Raw genomic sequence first — 19,630 nt, forward strand, 5'->3', positions numbered from 1 at the left:
CCATCATGTCTGACTGGGGCGTCCTTTGCCCGAAACAGGTGCCAGGTATTGGCAACTGCAGGATATTTGCCGAGGCCAGCGCCTGGTTGTGATCCGATACGGACGGAGCGCGATCTCGAGCGTCGACGACAGACTGGCCGCATGCGTCGCCGCTGTCTCCGATAATGCGGAGTCGATCTCGGCCAGGGCCAGCGCGACACTTGCATGGATCATCGCCGATTCCGCGTGGCCTGCGCTGCCGAGTAGCTGCGCGGACAGATGAAGCCAATGAGGGTCGAGTTCGGATCGGAGGATGTCTGCGCACCGCAGGCAACTCGACTGACCAGGCAGGACAAGAGGACCGACCACACCGTTGCCGTCGCGGATGCGGACGGAAAGGTGGGGGAGTCCACAGCGAACGAGATCGCTGACCAGACGAGGATCAGTCACGACGTCGTCGGCCAGGACCACCAGTTGTTCGTTCCACGTGCGCACGACGTCGGTGTTGCGATACCCGCGCGAGCGACGCGTGCTGACCCCGCCGGTGACGAGTGCGCGCTCGATGGCATCAGAGAGCGGACCGACACCGTGAATCCGGACCGTCGCGGTGCTTCTGCGGGCAGTGTGGACGAAACCGGAATCGGCGAGTTGCTCGAGCAACTCCTCCGTCACCGACGTGGGAATCCCGCGCCTCGACGCTTCCCAGAGGATGTTTGCGCGGGATCTCGAGCCGTCCATTTTGCGCAGGATCGACTTCACCGCGCGATCGTCGACCCCGACAGGCAGAATCAGCACGACGGCACGTCCGGGGGTCCATCCCAGCTGCAGTCGACCGTCCGGGCGCGACAGAACAGCAATCCGCGGGTCCCATCGGGGTCCCGCGGATCGCTGTGAAGTGCTGTCTTGTCTGGTGTCGTCGTGCGTGTGACCGGTCATCATTCGATGCTGGCACGACGGGCCCTCGGCGAGTCCCCGTCAGCGGCAGTTATCCACAGGCCGTCATCGCGGCTGATCTGCGAAAATGTGTCGAGAAGAGATTACTTCTCTTCGTCGTCCTCGCGGGTCTTGTCCATCGCTTCCTCGGCCGCGCGCTCTTTTGCCACGACGGCTTCGAGCTGGGCTATCGGGTCGTCGAAATTACCGGCTTCGCCGGCGCCGAGGACACGGGCGACAAATCCGTCCGGTGCGTCGAGATCGCTCGAATCGGGCATCAGGTCGGGATGCGACCAGACGCCGTCGCGAACGTCCATACCGGCTTCCGCAGTGAGCTTCTGCCACAAACCGGCCGCTTCACGGACCTTGCGAGGACGAAGTTCGAGTCCGACCAGCGTCGCAAAGGTCTGTTCGGCGGGGCCGCCGGTAGCGCGGCGACGCCGCAACGTCTCACTCATCGCGGCAACACCAGGCAGTCGCTCGCCGAGTGCGGCGGTGACGACCGTCTCCACCCAACCCTCGACCAGCGCAAGCAGAGTCTCGAGACGTTCGAGAGCGGCTTTCTGCTCCGGTGTGTTCTGCGGCTCGAACGTGCCCTGCTGCATCAGCGCTTCGAGCTTGCTCGGATCGGTGAGAGCGGATGGATCGAGGTCCTTGGCGAATTCTTCCATCGCCGAGAAGTCCATGGTGATTCCGCGGGCGTATTCCTCCACTGTCGCGAGAACACGCTGGCGCAGCCACGGAACGTGACTGTAAAGGCGCTGATGAGCGGCTTCCCGCGCGGCGAGGAAGACCAGAACTTCCTGATGCGGCTGTTCGAGACCCTCACTGAAAGCCTGAACCGCAGCCGGGAGAAGGGCCGCGGTGCCTTCGGGGCCGAGGGGCAGGCCGATGTCAGTGGAGGAGAGCACCTCGGTGGACAGTTGGCCGAGTGCCTGGCCCAATTGCGAGCCGAACGCGAGTCCGCCCATCTGGCCGAGCATGCCCAGCATCGGGCCAGCCATCTGCTGTGCTTCGGCCGGAAGACCCTGGACCCACATGCCCGCTACCTTCTCGGCCACCGGATCACAGAGTCGCTTCCAGGTGTCGATCGTGTTGTCGAGCCAGTCGTTCGGAGTCCACGCAAGAGTGCGGCTCGCTCCGGCAGGGAGCGTTGTCGCGGCGTCCAGCCACATCTCGGCCAGGTGCGCGGCGTCGGCGATCGCCTTGACGTTGCCCTCGGTGATCGGTGTGACCGATCCGATCTGTTGGCGTGCCAGCTTCTTGGCGATGTCGTAGTTGACCGGGCCGGACGTACCGCCCTGGCCCATCGACGAGCCCATTCCGCTCAGCATCTGCCCGAACTGGGTGAGCATCTGGCCGAGCTGAGCCGGATCGAATCCCTCACCGCCCGCGCCGAACCCGAACGGCATGTCACCACCCCCGAACGGATTGCCACCCGCCGCGTTCTTGTCGCGATCGGGATCGTCGTCGGAGTTGGAGAAGCCGAACGGCATATTGCTCATACCTCAACGGTACAAGGCTCGAGCGGTCGGAGTCGCCCTCCGAGTCACGCTGACGGCGAACACGCACGGCGCTCAGGCGGTGCGATCGGTGCTCCGGAGCCTTCGCGCTTTACTCTGGATCAGGTGAATCGACGGATAGTGACGCTCTTGGCCGCACTCGCACCCATCGTCGTGTTGGGAGTCGTCGGAACAATGGTCACTGTTCCTTATGTCGCACTCGGTCCGGGCCCCACCTTCAACACGCTCGGCGACGTCGACGGTAAGCCCGTCGTGGACATCCAGGGGACCGAGGTCGATCCCACCGACGGCAACCTCAACATGACAACGGTGTCGGTTCGCGACGGCCTCAACATCTTCGAAGCGTTCGGACTGTGGGCGAGTGGCAGCAACGGACTCGTCCCTCGCTCGGAGATCTATCCGCCCGAGAAGTCGAAGGAAGAGATTCAGCAGGCCAACACGGCCGACTTCCAGCAATCCGAGGACAGTGCCGAGTTGGCGGCACTGCACTTTCTCGGCAAGCCGGTGGCACTGACTGTTTCGAAGGTGACTCCGGACGGTCCCGCTGCGGGTGCCCTGCAAGAAGGCGACGTCCTGGTCAAGATCGGCGACACTCCGGTAACCACCATCACCGGCGTTCAGGACACGGTCGGTGCGATCGCGCCCGGCACCGCGATCGACGTCACCGTCCTTCGTGAGGGTGTGGAGACCGTGGTGCCGGTCACCGTCGGGGCGCGGCCCAACAAGCCCGAATCGGGTTACCTCGGCGTCACACCCAACGAGGTCCCGGACGTTCCCTTCACCGTGCAGTTCAATCTCGCCGACATCGGCGGTCCTTCTGCCGGACTGATGTTCACACTGGCCTTGGTCGACAAGCTGACTCCGGGGGAGCTCAACGGTGGAAAGTTCGTGGCCGGAACGGGCACCATCGACTCCGACGGCGAGGTCGGTCCGATCGGCGGCATCAGGTACAAGTTGATCGCCGCGTCCGAAGCCGGTGCTGAGACCTTCCTCGTGCCGGCCCAGAACTGTGACGAGGCGAAACAGAATGCGCCGGACGGGCTTCGACTCGTCAAGGTCGACAAACTGCCCGGCGCAGTGGACTCACTCGAGAGCCTCAACACGGGCGGCGACGCACCCCGCTGCTGAAAGCTGCCTGGCCGCCGACGACTCTGTCAGTCTTCTTCGACCTCGTCGAGCGTCGCGTACAGGGCGTGCACGAGGTGAGGTGCAAGACCGTCGTAGGTGAGCAGTTCCAAGTCACCGTACGGATCCGCATCCTCGTCGGGACGCATCTGTAGGAGCGACAGCGAGGGACCGTCACGGAGCACGCCGACGAACAGTCGAGCCTCGCGTCGATCGGGATGCGCGTTGGCCGTCAGCCGCGCGACCTCGTCCGCCGCGTGCTGATCGGTCAACACCGGCGCCGTGGCGTGGTCGAGATCCGATTCCGCCTCGGGCGGCAGGACGACGATCTCCTGCACCAGGATGCAACCCTGCACGGACTCGGGCCAATGCGTCGTCGCCAGGAACTCGTCGAGTGCCCGTGAACCGCCGATGATGTCCTCGGGAAGCGATTCCTGTTCGATCGGTGTGTATTCGGCGCCCTCGGCGAGTTGGTCGAGCAGTCCGGGTTCGGCCGCGGCGAGCATTTCGGTGGGTACCAACGCGTACAGCTTCGGCGGCTGATCCCAGCCTTCGGCGTCGATGTGGTCGACAACTTCATGAACGCACCGGGCGAGGGCACTCGGTGATCTGCTCATATTCTCTTCACTCACACGTTCATCCTCCCACCTTCTGTCCGGCTCCCCGCTCTCCGTGTTGTCAACCCGTGACCGTTGTTACGTAGAGTGGTCGGAAACGGCCAAGTCCACTCGGGCGTGGCCGCAGTGATCGATGCAATCGGTTGCGACGCCACGGCGTCGCCAAATCTTGGAGCGTGGCACGTGGGCATGCGGCCCCCCGCAGGTTTACCCTCTCTGTCCAGACGCAGTCGAATCTTGTTGGTGGTGGCTGTCGTAGTGGCGGCCTTGCTGCTCGTGGGGCCGCGACTGATCGGCATGTACACGGACTGGTTGTGGTTCGGCGAAGTCGGCTTCCGCGGTGTCTTCACCAAGGTTCTGCTGACGCGATTCGTGCTCTTCCTGGTCGTCGGAATTGTCGTCGGCGCCATCGTGTGGCTCGCGATGCTTCTCGCGTACCGCGCACGCCCGGTGTTCGTCCCGGTCTCCGGGCCCAATGATCCGATCGCGCGCTACCGCACCACCGTTATGTCGCGTCTTCGTCTGTTCGGCGTGATCATTCCGGTAGCGATCGGCATCCTGTCCGGTCTCATCGCGCAGGCCAACTGGGTCACTATCCAGTTGTTCCTCAACGGCCAGGCATTCGGTATCACCGATCCGCAGTTCAACATGGACGTCAGCTTCTACACGTTCGATCTGCCGTTCTACCGTTTCGTTCTCAACTGGTTGTTCGTCTCGATCCTGCTGGCTTTCGTGGCAAATCTGATCACCCACTACGTTTTCGGTGGAATCAAATTGGCCGGACGAGCGGGGACGTTCACTACCGCCGCTCGTGTGCAGTTGGCTGTTCTGGCCGGCACTTTCGTGCTGTTGAAGGCCGTCGCCTACTGGCTCGATCGCTACTCGTTGCTTTCGAGCGGCCGTAAAGAGCCGACGTTCACCGGCCCGGGGTACACGGACATCATGGCTGTGCTCCCGGCAAAGCTGATATTGATGTCCATCGCGATCATCTGTGCTTTGGCTTTCTTCGCTGCGATCTTCACCCGCGACCTTCGTATCCCGGCTATGGCCGTTGCTCTGCTGGTTCTCTCGTCCGTGCTCGTAGGCGCAGTCTGGCCGATGATCGTCGAGCAGTTCTCCGTCAAGCCCAACGCGGCGGACAAGGAGAGTACGTACATCGAGCGGAACATCGCGGCCACCAGGCAGGCCTACGGAATCACGGACGACAAGGTCACATATCAGCCTTACTCGGGTGACGGCGACGCAATTCCGCGCGAGGTGCCGGCAGACGTCACCACTATTGCCAATGCTCGTCTCCTCGATCCGAACATTCTGTCGCCCACTTTCACCCAGCAGCAACAGCGTCAGAACTTCTACGGGTTCCCGCCCTCGCTCGACATCGATCGCTACGACATCGACGGTGAGATGCGCGACTACATCGTGGCGGCGCGTGAGATCTCACCGAACAACCTGCAGGGAAACCAGACGGACTGGATCAACAAGCACACGGTCTACACCCACGGCGACGGCTTGGTGGCCGCTCCGGCGAACAAGATCACTGCGCCGGTCCTGGACCCGACGAAGGACAACGCGAACAACAACAATGCGGGCTACCCGATCTACACGGTCAGCGACATCGCCTCGCAGGACGCGGGAACACAGGTCATCAAGGTCGATCAACCGCGCATCTACTACGGCGAGGTCATCGGTCAAGGCGCTGACGACTACGCAATCGTCGGTGGTGCCGGTGGTTCGGAAGCTCGCGAATACGACACGGAGCAGACCAAGTACACCTACACCGGTTCCGGCGGCGTCTCCATCGGAAACTGGGTCAATCGCTTGGCTTTCGCGGCGAAGTACACGGAGAGGAACATTCTCTTCTCGGGTGCCGTCGGTTCGGATTCCAAGATCATCTACAACCGTGATCCTCGCGATCGCGTCGGTCAGGTTGCTCCGTGGTTGACCACTGACGGAGATGCGTACCCGGCCGCAGTCGACGGCAAGATCGTCTGGATCGTCGATGCGTACACCACGCTGGAGAACTACCCGTACGCACAGCGCAGTTCGCTGGACGGACTGGTCGCGGACAGTGTGGATGCAACGACCGGTCGTTTGTTGCCGAAGAAGGAAGTCTCGTACATCCGCAACTCGGTCAAGGCAACCGTCGATGCCTACGACGGCAACGTGACGCTCTATCAGGTCGACGACAACGACCCGGTACTCAATGCGTGGAAGGGTGTGTTCCCGGACACGGTCAAGCCGCAGAGTGATATCTCGGACGATTTGCGGGCACACTTCCGCTATCCCGAAGACCTGTTCAAGGTTCAGCGGGAAATGTTGGCGAAGTACCACGTCGACAATCCGACCGAGTTCTTCACCAACAACGCTTTCTGGTCGGTGCCCAACGAGCCGACGGTGGAGAATTCGAAGGAAAATGAACCGCCGTACTACGTGATGGTGGGGGACCAGGAAACCGGCGCGCCGTCGTTCCGGCTCACAAGTCCGATGGTGGGATTCCAGCGAGACTTCCTGTCGGCTTACATCACCGTGAATTCGGATCCGAAGGACTACGGCAAGATCACTGTTCTGCAGTTGCCCGTCAACAAACAGACGCAGGGTCCGTCACAGTCGCAGAACTCGATGATCTCGGATGCTCGCGTGGGCTCGGAGAAGGCACTGCTGGAGAGAACCAACACGATCCGATACGGCAACCAGTTGGCCTTGCCGATCGCAGAGGGTGGAATTCTCTACGTCGAACCCATGTATACCGAGCGAAGTAACACAACGACTTCGTTCCCGCAGCTTTCCCGAGTTCTGGTGAGTTACCAGGAGTCTGCGAAGGCTGGCAGCAGGGTTCGTGTCGGTTACGCATCCACGTTGGCCGAGGCGCTCGATCAGGTCTTCGACAATGGTGGAGCCGCGGGTGCTGCCACCGCACCGGGTGGAACTGCCACGACGGAACCGCCGGCGGGAACCGGGACCACCCCCGCGCCGACGGCGCCGACGACGCCTACAGGTCCGGCATCATCGGAAGATGTGTCGAAGGCTCTGGCAGAGGTCAACGCTGCCATGGATGCATTGAAGTCTGCGCAACAGACTGGTGACTTCAGTGGTTACGGAGCCGCGCTGGATCGCCTGCAGAAGGCGGTTGACGCTTACCAGGCGCTGCCGCCCAGTTAGTCGACCTCGTTCGTGAGTCACAGAAGGCCCGCCATCCGATCGGATGGCGGGCCTTCTTGTGTTCTCAGGTGAAGCTGTACGAGCTGAATCAGCGCAGTGCTGCAACGATCGGTGCGTTGGCATCGGAGAGCTGCTGGAACTGTGCGGCGAAGCCGTACTGGCCGGCGAGGTCACGAGCGGTGTCGTAAGCCTGCTGTGCGGCGGGCTTGAGCTCGGCCGGGATCTCGATGGCGGGAGCAACTGCGGGTGCCTCGGCGACGGGAGCCGGCGCTGCGGCGGGAGCTTCTTCGACTGCAGGCTCGCTCGCGACGGTCAGACGCTGGCCGCAGACGGGCCATGCGCCGGGGCCCTGGCTCTGCAGGGTGTTCTCGGCGACGCGGATCTGCTCTTCCTTGGAAGCGTTGGCGGGCGAGCCGGTGCCACCGTTGGCGGTCCAGGTGCTCTGCGAGAACTGCAGGCCGCCGTAGTAGCCGTTTCCGGTGTTGATGTTCCAGTCGCCACCGCTCTCGCACTGTGCGACGCCGTCCCAGTTGTGGGTGGCTGCGGAAGCGGTGCCGGTGCTCATGGTGAGGGGCACTGCGACAAGTGCGCCGGCTACTGCCAATGTGCCGAATGCACGCTTGCTGATGCTGGTGTACGTCATGTCGGGGTAAATCCTCTCCGCGCTTGCTGACATCGGCGGGCCTGCGGGTCGGCGATGATGCTGACTTTCCCGGGCGCTTGTCTCTCCGTGTCTCTGCCCCTCGAAGGTTTCGGGGGTTCCGATCCCGCGGGGCAGAGTGGAGCAGCGGCGGGTCGGCGTTCGCCCGGTTGATTCGGGCCGGGACCGACCGTACGGGAGCGTCGAACGAGGGTCGATTCGCAATTTTCCGGACTGTCTGGTCTGCTCTCGACCCAAAATTTTAGCGTTTGTGCTGGTAGAGCCTTTCCGATGCCGTTTCGACGTACGTTCGTTACATGCTTGTTATGTGTTGATGCTCACGGGCATTTTGTGAACCCAGTCACCCGATTCTTCGACTTTCAGGCGTGTATTTCGCTCCAGCGCAGGCGATTTGCGTTCCGTTCACCTGCTCGTGTAACTTTGTCCATGCATCGCGGGGTGGAGCAGCTCGGTAGCTCGCTGGGCTCATAACCCAGAGGTCGCAGGTTCAAATCCTGTCCCCGCTACTAGAAAAGGACCGCCGCACTGGAATCCAGTGCGGCGGTCCTTTTTTTGTGCGCAGCCGTCGTAGGGTGGCGACGTGCGACTCTCGAAGATTCTCTTGGCGATGGCGGTGACTACTTCGCTGGTGACCACCGCTCTGGCGTTCTCGGCAGGAAGCGCTGCCGCCGGTGGGCGGATCACCGATGCGAAGCGCGTGGTCTTCATCGTTCCGGGGCAGCAGCTCTACAACTCGGGAGAAACGCACCAGGCGACCTACCGCGCCCTCGACAAGGCACTGAGCGCTGCGGGCTACGAGACACACTTCGTCGACGCACCCGGCAAGATGATTGCGGCCGACGCCGAGCTGATTGCGGATTCGATTCGCTCCTACGCTACCGGCGCTGACTCCGTCGGGGTGATCGCGCACAGTGCGGGTGGACTGAGCTCCCGGTACTACGCGAAGTTCCTCGGTGGCTCCGAAGTAGTGGATTCATTCGTCGCCATCGGTGCGCCACAGTACGGTAGCCCCGGTGGCTGCGTACAAGGCCCTGCCGACGGTTACGACACCTGCATGTTCTCCGAAGTTCTCACCAAGCTCAATGCCGGTGAGGACACTCCTGGATCTGCCTACTATTCGGTGGTGCAGAGTTCGGGCGAGTGGGCGGACGGTCGGTTGGACGGGGGCCAGTGCCGGGTGTACGTCGATGGCGTTCCCGGGGCCGGAACCGGAGGAGACCACCTCACCGAGCTCGAGCATCCAGAGGTCATCTCGGGAGCGATCAGCGCTTTGGGGCGCGACTGTGTCGGTACGTTCGTGGACGAGAACGACGGCGACATCACCTGGCCTGACACGCTGTTTCCGTCATTTCGGTAAAGCTTCAGGTCCGGGTTGTTCGGACGAGTAGCCCGGCTACGTGTGCGCTCGCGGCAGTCCTCGCCCCCAAGGCGTCACCCGATTCGATGGCCGCGACTATACGTGCGTGCTCGGTGACGGCGATCCGCCGATTGAGCTCGAGGCTCCACATGTCCGAACGGTAGAGGTGTGACTGACCATCCAGACGATGCAGGGCTTCGCTGAGCGGGTGATTGCATGCAGTCTCACGAATCAAGGTGTGGAACTCGAGGTCGAGCTTCGAATCCCGACGCTGATCCGGCGGGCTCTCGAGAAGTTCGCGTTGCACCTGCACCATCTTGTTCAGCTGTGACACGGTTTCGTGCGTGGCATTGGCCGTCGCGTTGAACGCCGCGAGACCGTCGAGTACCTCACGCACCTCGAAGACCGCGCGCAGAGACTCCGCGTCCAGCGAATCGACTTTTGCACCCGCATTCCGTGTGTGGACGGCGATGCCCTCGTAGATCAACTGCTGCACGGCCTCGCGGACCGGCGTTCGACTGACATTGAGCTTGCTCGCCAGCGCGGGAACACTCAGTGGTGTCCCCGGCGCCAGCTCGCCCGAAAAGATCAGTTCGCGAAGCGTCTCGTGCACGGACTCGGTGAGTAAAGCTCGTTCGGTGGTGGTCATCTTGTCCTCACTTCGATCCTGCACGATGTCGACGGTACCCGGGAGCGCTATCCAGCGGCGCGCACCCGGTCAGCGCTGCGACTGTCGACCTCGGGCGCCGTCGCGCCTTTCAGTCCGGCCACTTTGGCCGCGATGTTCTCAGCGATCGTGATCGGCGGGTATCCCACTTCGCCCGGTGTGAGAGTCCCTGGCAGTGCTTCGATGACGGCGTCGTAGTTCCCGTCGAAAAAGAATGCGGCAGAGCGACGTCGGATGATCTGACCATCGACGATAGGTGGGTCGACTCGGTGCACTGTCGAGCGCCATCGGTCGTTCGTCCAGCGTGCCATCGCGTCGCCGAGGTTGATCAAGAGTGCGCCGTCGGCAGGTTGGACGTCGTGCCATAAGCCGTCGGCACTCAGAACTTGAAGACCCGGAACTCGATCTGCCCACAGGATGGTCAAGATTCCGAAGTCGGTGTGAGCGCCCATTCCCGTCATGTCGCCGGAGATGCGGATCTCGCCCTCGGGCAGTGCGTAGTTGTTCATCTTCATCGCGTCGATCGAATGGTCGAGCATCGAATCGAAGTACCCGGGCTGCAATCCGAGAGCGTCGGTAAAGGCGCACATCAGGATTCGTGCCAAGCCCTGGGCATGACGGAAATACTCTTCGATTGCCGGTCGGAATCCGGGCGCGGCCACGGGCCAGGTGTTGGCGGCGTAGCTGGACTCGGGTAGGTCGACGCCCGGATAGTCGCTCACCTCTGTGCCCACGACTATTGCTTCGTAGAAATCGTTCATCTGGTTCGCAGCGGCGACGCCCAGGCTCATGCTGAGTGATTCCGATTTCGGTGGTGAGTAGCCGCGGTTCTCGGACGAGGGACGGCGATAGTTGTTCTTCACCGTCAGTGGGAGAGCAAAGAACTCGTCGAGAGCGTCGGCCAGTCCTTCGGTCGCCGATCGTGGAATGCTGTGTCCGACAATCTGTATGAATCCGACCTCCCGGCACGCGCGATCGAGTTGAGCTGCCACTTCCGCACAGGCAGTGCTGTTGGTGGCGTTTGCAACCGCTGCCTCGCCGCGGAGGTACGGGCTGATATCGATCGTAGGGATTTCGAAGACAGGAGTTTCGTGGGTCATTTAAAGTCCTTGCGGCCGGACGTGTGCCACTTACCGACGAGCACACGTGAGAGGAATCCAAAGGCAGAGAAGACGAGGACACCGAACACCGACGCGATCACGATCGCGGCGATCAGATCCTCGGACTGAAGGCGGCTTCGGTAGACGTCGAGCAGCGTTCCGATCCCGGGTTGTCCTTTGGCGAAGAACATGTCGCCGATGATGGCACCGACGACAACAAGGCCGGAGGCGGTGCGGATGCCGGTGAGAATAGCCGGCATTGCCGCTCGCAGTTCGAGTTTCACCAATCGATCCCAACGGGACGCGCGGCCGAGGGTGAACAGTTCGTGCAGTCCGCGATCGACCGATTGCAATCCGAAGTGTGTGTTGGTGATGATCGGGAAGGCTGCGATGAGAACACACACCAGGGTACGCGCGGTCATACCGTAGCCGAACCAGAGCCCGATGAGGGGGACGATGGCGAGGATGGGAATGACCTGCAGCACAACGGCATAGGGATAGACGATCCGCTCGATCCACTTGGCCTGGCTCATCAGCACGCCGGTTCCGACGCCGACTGCCACCGCGACCACGAAGCCGACCAGTGCTACCTGTGCCGTCACTGCGAGGGCTTCGAGCATGGGAGAGAGGTGTTTCCAGTCGAGTAGCGACTTTGTCAGTACTTGACTCGGCGGCGGAAGGAGAAATCGACGTTCCGGGGAGAGAACGAGGTAGCTGACGATCGACCACGCTGCGACCGCGCCGGCAAGTGAGAGCAGCGGATAGAGAAGGAAGGTGCCGAGCGCTCTCATTCGCGAGGGCCGTCCGGGCTGTGACTGTGCTCGCGCGGCGGTCGCAGAATCAGTGCGAACGGCGGAATTGCGTGCGGTGCCCTGTTGCACTGCAAGGACTTCGGTCATCGTGAGCTCCCATGGAGACTGGCCGAGATCTCGGCGACGTGTTCGGTGTATCGGGCGTCGTAGCGCAGTTCCGGGCTACGCGGGTACGGGAAATCGATGTCCACGACCGAATGGATTCGTCCGGGCCGGGCGGTCATGACGACCACCTTGTTTGCGAGGTACACGGCCTCGGATACCGAGTGCGTGATGAACATCGAGGTGAACCCCTTGTCGGTGTAGAGCCTTTGCAGCTCTACCTGCATCTCCAGTCGTGTCATCTCGTCGAGAGCACCGAAAGGTTCGTCGAGCAGCATCACAGCAGGTGCGAGGGTGAGCGCACGTGCCAACGAGACGCGCATCTTCATTCCGCCCGACAACGCGTTGGGCAGTTGTTTCGCAAAGTCCGCCAGGCCCACTGCGCGAATTGCCTCGTCGGCGCGCAACTTTCGGGCTGCTTTGTCGCCGCCACCGAGTTCGGCGGACAATTCGACGTTGGCCTGCACGGTTCGCCAGGGGAGGAGAGTCGGCTCCTGGAAGATGAAGCCAACTGATTCGGTGTCGAGGGCAACCGCGCCGCTGGTCGGTCGCTCGAGGCCGGCCGCCATGCGCAACAAAGTCGACTTGCCGCAGCCGGAGGGTCCGACCACGGCGACGAAGTCTCCTCGCTCCACGTTCAGATCGATGCCGTCCAGCGCGACAGTGCCGGTATCGAACTTCTTGACGACATCGGAAAAGACCATCTGCATCGGTGCGGTGAGCTTGCGAGCGTCGGCATCCTGCATCGTGTTCGCGAGTTCCATCTGAGCCTCCGGTTCGATAATGCATGCAAAAGTTGTTCAATATGTATGAACCATCTTGAATTGCATGTATGTCGCCTAGGTTGCTGAATGTAAATGTGAGGTGACATTGCAGGTGAAGCGAGAATCCTGGCGCACGTTACCTGATGGAAACAACGAGTCGATTGCATGTAATCCACGTGCTGCAGAGTGTGCTCATCGGATCACCCTTCCTGGTTCGCCCACATCCCAATTGTTTTCACGAAGGAGACGCTGTGTATTCAAATCGCAAGGTGCATTCCAATCGCAGAAGTGTGGGAGCGGCGGGCGCGGCACTGGCCATGTGTGCAGCCATCGGATTGACTGCGTGCAGCTCCAGTGAGGCTGAGACGGCCAAGGCTGAATCTCTCGAACCAGCTGCCGAGGCTCAGAACCTAGCGGGTCTCTGTCCGGAAAACGTTGTGGCTCAACTCCAATGGCAGCCACAGTCGGATATGGGGGCGCTCTTCGAGATGCTTGGTCCCGGCTATTCGGTCGACACCGACGACAAGTCCGTCAGTGGGACTCTTGTCGCCGGAGGGAAGGACACCGGAGTCGACTTGACCTTGCGGGCCGGGGGACCGGCAATCGGGTTCCAATCCGTCAGCTCCCAGATGTACGTCGACGATTCGATCACTCTCGGCTTGGTGCACGGCGATCAGGTGATCGCGGCAGCGGCAAGTCAGCCCGTTGTGGCCGTCACGCCATTGCTCAAGTACAGCCCGGCAATCCTCATGTGGGACAAAGAGTCTCATCCGGAATGGGCGAGTGTTGCCGATATCGGCAAGTCCGACGCGAGTGTCGTCGTTTCCAAGGAGCAACTGTTTCCGCAGTGGCTCGTGGCGAAAGGCCTACTGAAGCGGTCTCAGCTCGACACGAGCTACGACGGAGCTCCCTCGCGATTTGTCGGTGACCCGACCATCGCTCAGCAAGGATTCGCGAATTCGGAACCGTACACGTACGAGAAGGAGACGCCGGCGTGGGACAAGCCGGTTTCCTATGACCTGCTGAAAGATTCGGGTTTCGACATCTACGCGTCCAATGTTTCCGTTCGTGCCGACAAGGTCGAGACACTCTCCCCGTGTTTGAGCAAGCTGGTTCCGATCATTCAGCAGGCCACCGCGGACTACATCACTGCGCCGGATACGGCGAATGCTGCCATTGTCGACGTCGTCTCGCAGGACGTGTCGTTCTCTCCCTACACCGAGGGTGAAGCAGCGTTCAGTGCCCAACTCTTGAAAGAGAAGGGCCTGATCGCGAACGAGGCGGACGGATCCGTCGGCACGTTCGACATGACGCGAGTCGCTCACACCGTCGAAGAACTGAAGCCCATCCTGAACGCCGGGGGTGCGGCGATACCGCAGTCATTGACTGCAGAAGAGATCTACACCGACAAGTTCACCGATCGGTCCATCGGAATCCGCTGAAGGAGCTGACAGCAAATGACTTACGACATGACAGAACTCAACCGCGAGACCCGCATGGGTGGCCTGGGCACGGAGACCACCGACCGCGAGGTCCGAAGAATCGATCTCTCGGATTTCGAGAACCGGCGCAGCGAGATCGCCGAGGAGTTGTGGTCGGCAGCAACCGACATCGGATTCTTCCAAATCGTCAATCACGGGATCGATCTGGACCAGGTCCGCGAGGCTTTCGCAGCGGCCGAGCGATTCTTTGCACTGCCCACTGAGGTCAAAGCGCAGTATCCGCTCAAGAAGGGTTTCAACTCCGGCTGGGAGAGCATGACGCAGGTGCGTCCGTCCATCGGAACACCTGATCAGAAAGAGTCCTATCAGGTGACCCGCCCGCATATGGGTGATCTGTGGCCCACTGCAGACGAATTGGGCGGATTCCGCGAAACGATCCTGGACTTCGAAGCCAAGTGCTGGGGCATTGCGATGGACCTGTTGTCGTGCTTCGCCGAGAAGCTGGGATTCGAACGAGACTTCTTCACCAGGGCACATGACCCGTCGGTGGACACCTACCAGAGCACGCTGCGACTACTCCACTACTTCCCCCTTGCCGCCGACGCAGATGTCGAAGGGATGTGGCGTGCCGGAGCACACACCGATTTCGATTGCCTGACATTGCTTTTCCAGCGTGACGGTCAGGGCGGCTTGCAACTGTGCCCGGGCAAGGAGATGGACACCCAGGAATGGACGTCGGTGGTGCCGGCTGAGGAAGCAATCACCTGCAACATCGGCGACATGCTGATGAGATGGAGTGATGACGTCCTGCCGTCGAATTTTCATCGAGTCAAGAGTCCCGGAGTCACCGACTATCGGGGAGCCCGCTACAGCCTCGCGTTCTTCGCTCAGGCGAACCGCGACGTGACCATCGAGGGGCCGGCGGGCAAGTACCCGCCGATCACTGCCGAGGACTACATCGACCAGCGAGTACGCGCGAACTTCGCGCGTTGATCCGTATCCGTTCCGTCACACACTTTCAGGAGAACTGGCGATGACTACCGCGCCCAAGAACATGACCGACGTGATCATCCGGGACGTGACGTTGTACAGCGGCGGGCAATGGCTGACCGGCCACGACGTCGTCGTCTCGAATGGGGTGGTCGAATCGATCGAGAAGTCGACCGGCACCGCCACACCTGGAAGTGTGGACGGATCGGGGGCGTATCTGATCCCTGGGTTCGTCAACACCCATACGCACCTTCAGCAGTCACTGATGCGTGGGATCGCCGAAGGGGCACCGCTTCTCGAATGGCTACTCGCGGTCGCAGAAGAGTCGGTTCAGATCACTCCCGAGCGCGCATACGCGGCCACTGTCGCAGCCTCGCTGGAGGCATTGCGCAGCGGTACGACCACCCTGGTCGAACACATGTGGCCGCACCCGTCCAGCGAGGTTCACGATGCCGTGATCCGGGCGTTGCACGACACCGGGATTCGTGCGGTGCTGGGACGCGGAACCGCAGACCGGGCGGACAAGACGAGGAAGTGGGGCTTCGATCCGCGGCTCATGCAACCACTCGGAGACGTTCTCGCACATACGGATCAGATGATGCGGGACGTCGCCGGTTCCCGCATTGACGTGGCAGTCGCGGTACCGAACCCGCGTTCGCTGACCCCGGAGGGGATGTCGGAAGTGCGTGAGTTCGCGCAGGCTCGCGACCTGACGGTCTCGATTCACCTGCTCGAGACGCAGACCGACAACACGATGTGTACCGAACACGCGGGCATGAACGCGGTCGACTACCTGGATTCCCATGGTTTCTTGTGGGACCGGGTGCTGGCGGTCCACTGCGTCGAACTCGACGACCGTGGTCAGAAGGTGCTGGCGGAGCGCGGCGTCGGAGTGTCGTACAACCCCGTCAGCAACATGCGCCTCGGTAGCGGAATCGCGCCCGTCCCGAGTTTCCTCGACGCGGGGATCGCGGTGGGGTTGGGTGTGGACGGCGCAGCCAGCAACGATACTCAGGACATGCTCGAGACGCTGCGCACCGGCGCCTACGTGCAGCGAGCCGCGCGCGGCCGCGCCGACCTGCTCGGCTTCGAAGCCATGATCGACATCGCATCCGGCGGTGCAAACGCAGCACTCGGTCTGCCGGCCAGGTCCGGCGGGATCTCCGTGGGCGATCCCGCCGACCTCACCATGATTCGGTTCGAACGCGACTTCGGTTGCCTCCCGGTGCGAGATCCGGGCGCGTCCATTCTCACGACGGGCAGTCGTCAGATAGTGGACACGGTGTTGGTTGCGGGCGAGGTCGTGCTCCGCGACGGGCACTCCACTCGCGTCGACGAGGCGGAATTGATCCGCACGCTCAGAGCTTTGTGACTGTGCTCAGTCTTCGCTGATCTCCATCTCGATCAGGACGCGGCGCAACAGCTTTCCGGTGGCGTTGCGGGGAAGTTCGTCGATGAAGACGATCTCGCGGGGAACCTTGTAGCGCGCGAGATTCGACCGGACGTGATCCTTCAGCTCGTCGGAGTTCTGGTCGGCGCCGTGGGCGACGACGACAAACGCTCGCAGACGGTGCCCGAAGTCGGCGTCCTCGACTCCGATGACTGCCGCTTCCAAGACGTCCTCGCGATCGGCGAGCAGGTTCTCGACTTCGAGCGGGTAGACGTTCTCGCCACCGGAGACGATCATGTCGTCGTCGCGGCCGTCGACGAAGAGGAGGCCGTTGGCGTCGAAGTGTCCGACGTCGCCGGTCGAGAGAAGTCCGTCGATACGTTCCTTGTCGCGCCCGTCGGTGTATCCCTCGAAGCTCAGCCCGCTGGCGACGAAGATCCTGCCGATCGTGTGTGGGGTGGTGATCTTCTTGTTGTTCTCGTCGAACAGTTCGACGTGACAGGTCACCGGAGCGCGGCCCGCGGTTCCCGGCGCAATGGTCAGATCCTCGGGAGTCGCGACCGTGGCCACTGCGACCTCGGTGGATCCGTACAGGTTGTAGAGGACGTACCCGAACGAGGCCGTGACTCGCTTGCACAGGTCGGGTGAGAGTGACGAACCTGCCGAGAAGATGATCTTCAGGTTCGACGTGTCGTACTTGGACAGCACGTCGGGACCGAGGTCGATGATGCGAGTGAGCATCGTCGGGACCACGACCAGACTGTCGCACTTGTACTGGGCGACAAGCTTGATCGTGTTCTCCGGATCGAACTTTCGATGCATGACGACGGTCTGGCCGAGCGCCAACGCGAGAGCGAACTGCGAGACACCGGTTCCGTGGAAGGCGGGGGCCGCCATCATCATGGTCTGTCCGCGGCGCAACGGCACGCGGTCGAGGAACTGTGCCGACGCGAGAGGGGAGGTGTGGCCACGCGGCGCACCCTTGGGAGTTCCCGTTGTGCCGCTGGTGAGGAGGACGAAGCCACCGTTCTTCTCGGGTGCCGGCACCGACGACGTGGTGCGTCCGGCGATGGCCTCGTCGAGAGTAGCTGCCGTGGAACCGTCAGCGGCTGTGCCCTCTGGCCAGGAACGATAGACGACGACGTCGTCCGGCAAGGCATCGGCGATGTCCGCGAACTCGTCGTCGTAGACGAAGGCGACAACCTTCTCACGCGCTGCGACGTCCACGAGTTGGGGCCGAGCGAAGCCCGTGTTCATGAGAACGAGCTTCGTTCCGTTCTTTGCTGCCGCCAGCATGGTCAGGACCAAGCCTCGATGGTTACGGCACATCGCACCCATGACGGAGTCGGAGGTGATGCCGTCGGCCTGCCACGCCCGGACCAACGCGTTGCTCTGACGCTCGAGCTCGGCATAGGTGATGGGTCCGCGCTCGTCGATGATCGCCACCGCATCGTAGCCGTTCTCGGCGTGTGCATGGACCGGCCCGGCAAAGGGTCCGTACTTGTCCACGGCTGCAATGGATTTGAGTCCGCGATCGAGGCGAGGGAACGGGACGAGTCCGGCTCGGAACATAACCCCCGCCGCGCCGATGGTGTCAGTGACCTTGGTGACCAATCCGGGCATACGTGAACCTCTTCCCAGCGTCGTTGTAGGACTGATTACACACTAATGCGCAATCAGGTTTCGGTGGTGAAGTTTCACGATGGCGACCGAGCACTCCGCCCCGCCACCTCGAAAGGTGGCGGGGCGGAGTGTTTCGGGATCTGGTCCGTGCGACCGTCACTTCAGTTCGGCGGACGACTTTCCGAGTAGACGGCGTGCGACGATCAGCTGCTGGATCTGCTGGGTGCCCTCGAAGATGTCGAGAATCTTCGAGTCGCGGCCCCACTTCTCGAGCAACGGGCGCTGCGAGTAGCCGTAAGTGCCGGCCAACTCGACTGCCTTGAGCGTCACGTCGGTGCCGGTGCGGCCGGCCTTCGCCTTGGACATGGACGCTTCGAGCGAGTTCGGCTTCTTGTTGTCGGCCATCCACGCCGCGCGCAGAGACAGCAGGTACGCGGCCTCCCAGTCGGCTTCCAAACGGATGAACTCGGCTGCAGCTGCATGCTGGTTGTAGACCGGTGTGTCGTAGGAGATCTCGACACCGGCTTCGGTCAGGATGCCGCGCAGTTCTTCGAGAGCTGCGCGTCCGACGCCGACGGCCATGGCTGCAACGAGGGGCCGGGTGTTGTCGAACGTCTGCATGACGCCGGCAAAGCCCTGCTCCACGTTGACCTCCGGGCTGCCGAGGATGTTGTCCGCGGGAATGCGGCAATCCTGGAGCAGGAGTACTGCGGTGTCGGAGGCCTTGATGCCCAGCTTGTGCTCGAGGCGAGCAACGCTCAGGCCCGGTGCGTCACGCGGAACGACGAACGACTTGATGGCCGCTCGGCCCTTCGACTTGTCGACCGACGCCCACACGACGATGTGCGTCGAACGCTCACCGGCGGTGACGAAGATCTTCTCGCCGTTGAGAACCCACTCGTCGCCGTCGAGAACGGCGGTGGTGGTCACGGCGGCGGAGTCGGAACCGAAGCTCGGTTCGGTGATGGCCATCGAGGCCCACACCTTGCCGAAACGTTCGAGCTGTTCGTCGGTTGACACTGCGGCGATCGCGGCGTTGCCGAGCCCCTGGTAGGGGATCGAGAGCATGAGTCCGACGTCGCCCCAAGACGTTTCGAGCGAGTTGAGGAGCGCAGACATGTTGCCGCCGTTGGCGTTGCCACCCTTGGCGCTCGCGTCGGACCGTCCGCCGCTGGCACCGCCGATGTCTCCACCGGAATCGGAGAGGCCTTCGACCATGGCGGCCATGGTGTCGAGCTCGACGGGGTACTCGTGCTCAGCGAGATCGTACTTTCGTGAAATGGGTCGGAAGATCTGCGCCGCGACCTGATGTGCCTGGTTCGCTGATGCTTTGAGCTTCTTGGGAAGTTCGAGGTTGATCATCGTGGTTCTCCTGGAAGTTCAGCG

At 62.2% G+C, this 19,630-nt stretch carries 16 protein-coding genes and 1 tRNA gene; 7 read left to right on the forward strand and 10 right to left on the reverse strand.

Features of this window, described 5'->3' with window-relative positions; translation table 11 throughout:
- Nucleotides 1-3: 3 nt before the first annotated feature.
- Entirely contained in the window at nucleotides 4-918 is a 915-nt protein-coding gene (locus QM609_RS18365; protein WP_050654905.1) for a hypothetical protein, read from the reverse strand.
- Between the two features lie 98 nt (nucleotides 919-1,016).
- Nucleotides 1,017-2,417: a zinc-dependent metalloprotease gene (locus QM609_RS18370; protein ID WP_003942352.1), complete on the reverse strand. Its 1,401-nt coding sequence runs from the start codon at nucleotides 2,415-2,417 to the stop codon at nucleotides 1,017-1,019.
- Nucleotides 2,418-2,540: 123 nt separating this feature from the next.
- On the opposite strand from QM609_RS18370, the gene QM609_RS18375 reads away from it, so the two are divergent.
- Nucleotides 2,541-3,563 carry a YlbL family protein gene (locus tag QM609_RS18375; RefSeq protein WP_050654906.1) on the forward strand — a complete coding sequence of 341 codons (1,023 nt, stop codon included), beginning with the start codon at nucleotides 2,541-2,543 and terminating at the stop codon, nucleotides 3,561-3,563.
- A gap of 26 nt (nucleotides 3,564-3,589) precedes the next feature.
- Here QM609_RS18375 and QM609_RS18380 read toward each other — a convergent pair whose 3' ends face one another.
- Complete coding sequence (locus tag QM609_RS18380; protein ID WP_019747831.1) at nucleotides 3,590-4,192, reverse strand: PPA1309 family protein; 603 nt, start codon at nucleotides 4,190-4,192, stop codon at nucleotides 3,590-3,592.
- A 168-nt stretch (nucleotides 4,193-4,360) separates the two neighbouring features.
- On the opposite strand from QM609_RS18380, the gene QM609_RS18385 reads away from it, so the two are divergent.
- A complete protein-coding gene (locus QM609_RS18385; protein ID WP_076948549.1) occupies nucleotides 4,361-7,336 on the forward strand; it encodes a UPF0182 family protein in 2,976 nt (991 codons plus the stop codon).
- Between the two features lie 88 nt (nucleotides 7,337-7,424).
- Here the strand turns inward: QM609_RS18385 and QM609_RS18390 are convergent, their stop codons facing one another.
- A complete protein-coding gene (locus QM609_RS18390; RefSeq protein ID WP_003942299.1) occupies nucleotides 7,425-7,979 on the reverse strand; it encodes a transglycosylase family protein in 555 nt (184 codons plus the stop codon).
- A 450-nt stretch (nucleotides 7,980-8,429) separates the two neighbouring features.
- Between QM609_RS18390 and QM609_RS18395 the strand changes: the two genes are divergently transcribed.
- Nucleotides 8,430-8,503 (forward strand) — tRNA-Met (locus tag QM609_RS18395).
- Between the two features lie 74 nt (nucleotides 8,504-8,577).
- Nucleotides 8,578-9,354 (forward strand): esterase/lipase family protein, encoded by a 777-nt coding sequence (locus tag QM609_RS18400; protein WP_042450097.1) that lies wholly within the window; start codon nucleotides 8,578-8,580, stop codon nucleotides 9,352-9,354.
- A 4-nt stretch (nucleotides 9,355-9,358) separates the two neighbouring features.
- On the opposite strand, the gene QM609_RS18405 is transcribed toward QM609_RS18400, so the two are convergent.
- Genes QM609_RS18405 through QM609_RS18420 form a run of 4 tightly spaced genes read right to left on the reverse strand, consistent with a single transcriptional unit; the run spans nucleotide 9,359 to nucleotide 12,799 of the window.
- Nucleotides 9,359-10,003 (reverse strand): GntR family transcriptional regulator, encoded by a 645-nt coding sequence (locus tag QM609_RS18405; RefSeq protein WP_007731273.1) that lies wholly within the window; start codon nucleotides 10,001-10,003, stop codon nucleotides 9,359-9,361.
- A gap of 47 nt (nucleotides 10,004-10,050) precedes the next feature.
- Nucleotides 10,051-11,121 (reverse strand): isopenicillin N synthase family dioxygenase, encoded by a 1,071-nt coding sequence (locus tag QM609_RS18410; RefSeq protein WP_042450095.1) that lies wholly within the window; start codon nucleotides 11,119-11,121, stop codon nucleotides 10,051-10,053.
- Nucleotides 11,118-12,020 carry an ABC transporter permease gene (locus QM609_RS18415; RefSeq protein WP_042450093.1) on the reverse strand — a complete coding sequence of 301 codons (903 nt, stop codon included), beginning with the start codon at nucleotides 12,018-12,020 and terminating at the stop codon, nucleotides 11,118-11,120. The genes QM609_RS18410 and QM609_RS18415 overlap by 4 nt, the downstream gene beginning before the upstream one ends.
- On the reverse strand, nucleotides 12,017-12,799 hold the full coding sequence (locus QM609_RS18420; RefSeq protein WP_003942349.1) for an ABC transporter ATP-binding protein: 783 nt from the start codon (nucleotides 12,797-12,799) through the stop codon (nucleotides 12,017-12,019). The genes QM609_RS18415 and QM609_RS18420 overlap by 4 nt, the downstream gene beginning before the upstream one ends.
- A gap of 251 nt (nucleotides 12,800-13,050) precedes the next feature.
- Between QM609_RS18420 and QM609_RS18425 the strand changes: the two genes are divergently transcribed.
- The 3 genes from QM609_RS18425 to QM609_RS18435 are packed head-to-tail and all read left to right on the forward strand — an operon-like array spanning nucleotide 13,051 to nucleotide 16,603.
- Nucleotides 13,051-14,241, forward strand: coding sequence for a nitrate ABC transporter substrate-binding protein (locus tag QM609_RS18425; RefSeq protein ID WP_082238981.1), 1,191 nt, complete (start codon nucleotides 13,051-13,053; stop codon nucleotides 14,239-14,241).
- Between the two features lie 15 nt (nucleotides 14,242-14,256).
- Nucleotides 14,257-15,234: an isopenicillin N synthase family dioxygenase gene (locus QM609_RS18430; protein ID WP_003942293.1), complete on the forward strand. Its 978-nt coding sequence runs from the start codon at nucleotides 14,257-14,259 to the stop codon at nucleotides 15,232-15,234.
- A gap of 40 nt (nucleotides 15,235-15,274) precedes the next feature.
- Entirely contained in the window at nucleotides 15,275-16,603 is a 1,329-nt protein-coding gene (locus tag QM609_RS18435; RefSeq protein WP_007731280.1) for an amidohydrolase family protein, read from the forward strand.
- A 6-nt stretch (nucleotides 16,604-16,609) separates the two neighbouring features.
- Here the strand turns inward: QM609_RS18435 and QM609_RS18440 are convergent, their stop codons facing one another.
- Both QM609_RS18440 and QM609_RS18445 read right to left on the reverse strand, forming a co-directional pair.
- Nucleotides 16,610-18,244, reverse strand: coding sequence for an acyl-CoA synthetase (locus QM609_RS18440; RefSeq protein WP_003942348.1), 1,635 nt, complete (start codon nucleotides 18,242-18,244; stop codon nucleotides 16,610-16,612).
- A 156-nt stretch (nucleotides 18,245-18,400) separates the two neighbouring features.
- The gene (locus QM609_RS18445) at nucleotides 18,401-19,606 is read right to left on the reverse strand and encodes an acyl-CoA dehydrogenase family protein (RefSeq protein ID WP_003942363.1); all 1,206 of its coding nucleotides are present in this window, start codon (nucleotides 19,604-19,606) and stop codon (nucleotides 18,401-18,403) included.
- Between the last annotated feature and the right edge of the window lie 24 nt (nucleotides 19,607-19,630).

Origin of the sequence: Rhodococcus sp. IEGM 1302, assembly GCF_030056935.1 — a bacterium.
Lineage (GTDB): Bacteria > Actinomycetota > Actinomycetes > Mycobacteriales > Mycobacteriaceae > Rhodococcus_F > Rhodococcus_F qingshengii.

What these genes read in the sequence shown, in the direction of transcription:
- QM609_RS18410 (WP_042450095.1), bottom strand. Translation starts at nt 11,121, where the DNA reads ATGACCCACGAAACTCCTGTCTTCGAAATCCCTACGATCGATATCAGC.
- QM609_RS18420 (WP_003942349.1), bottom strand. Translation starts at nt 12,799, where the DNA reads ATGGAACTCGCGAACACGATGCAGGATGCCGACGCTCGCAAGCTCACC.
- QM609_RS18435 (WP_007731280.1), top strand. Translation starts at nt 15,275, where the DNA reads ATGACTACCGCGCCCAAGAACATGACCGACGTGATCATCCGGGACGTG.
- QM609_RS18415 (WP_042450093.1), bottom strand. Translation starts at nt 12,020, where the DNA reads ATGACCGAAGTCCTTGCAGTGCAACAGGGCACCGCACGCAATTCCGCC.
- QM609_RS18405 (WP_007731273.1), bottom strand. Translation starts at nt 10,003, where the DNA reads ATGACCACCACCGAACGAGCTTTACTCACCGAGTCCGTGCACGAGACG.
- QM609_RS18430 (WP_003942293.1), top strand. Translation starts at nt 14,257, where the DNA reads ATGACTTACGACATGACAGAACTCAACCGCGAGACCCGCATGGGTGGC.
- QM609_RS18365 (WP_050654905.1), bottom strand. Translation starts at nt 918, where the DNA reads ATGATGACCGGTCACACGCACGACGACACCAGACAAGACAGCACTTCA.
- QM609_RS18440 (WP_003942348.1), bottom strand. Translation starts at nt 18,244, where the DNA reads ATGCCCGGATTGGTCACCAAGGTCACTGACACCATCGGCGCGGCGGGG.
- QM609_RS18390 (WP_003942299.1), bottom strand. Translation starts at nt 7,979, where the DNA reads ATGACGTACACCAGCATCAGCAAGCGTGCATTCGGCACATTGGCAGTA.
- QM609_RS18445 (WP_003942363.1), bottom strand. Translation starts at nt 19,606, where the DNA reads ATGATCAACCTCGAACTTCCCAAGAAGCTCAAAGCATCAGCGAACCAG.
- QM609_RS18370 (WP_003942352.1), bottom strand. Translation starts at nt 2,417, where the DNA reads ATGAGCAATATGCCGTTCGGCTTCTCCAACTCCGACGACGATCCCGAT.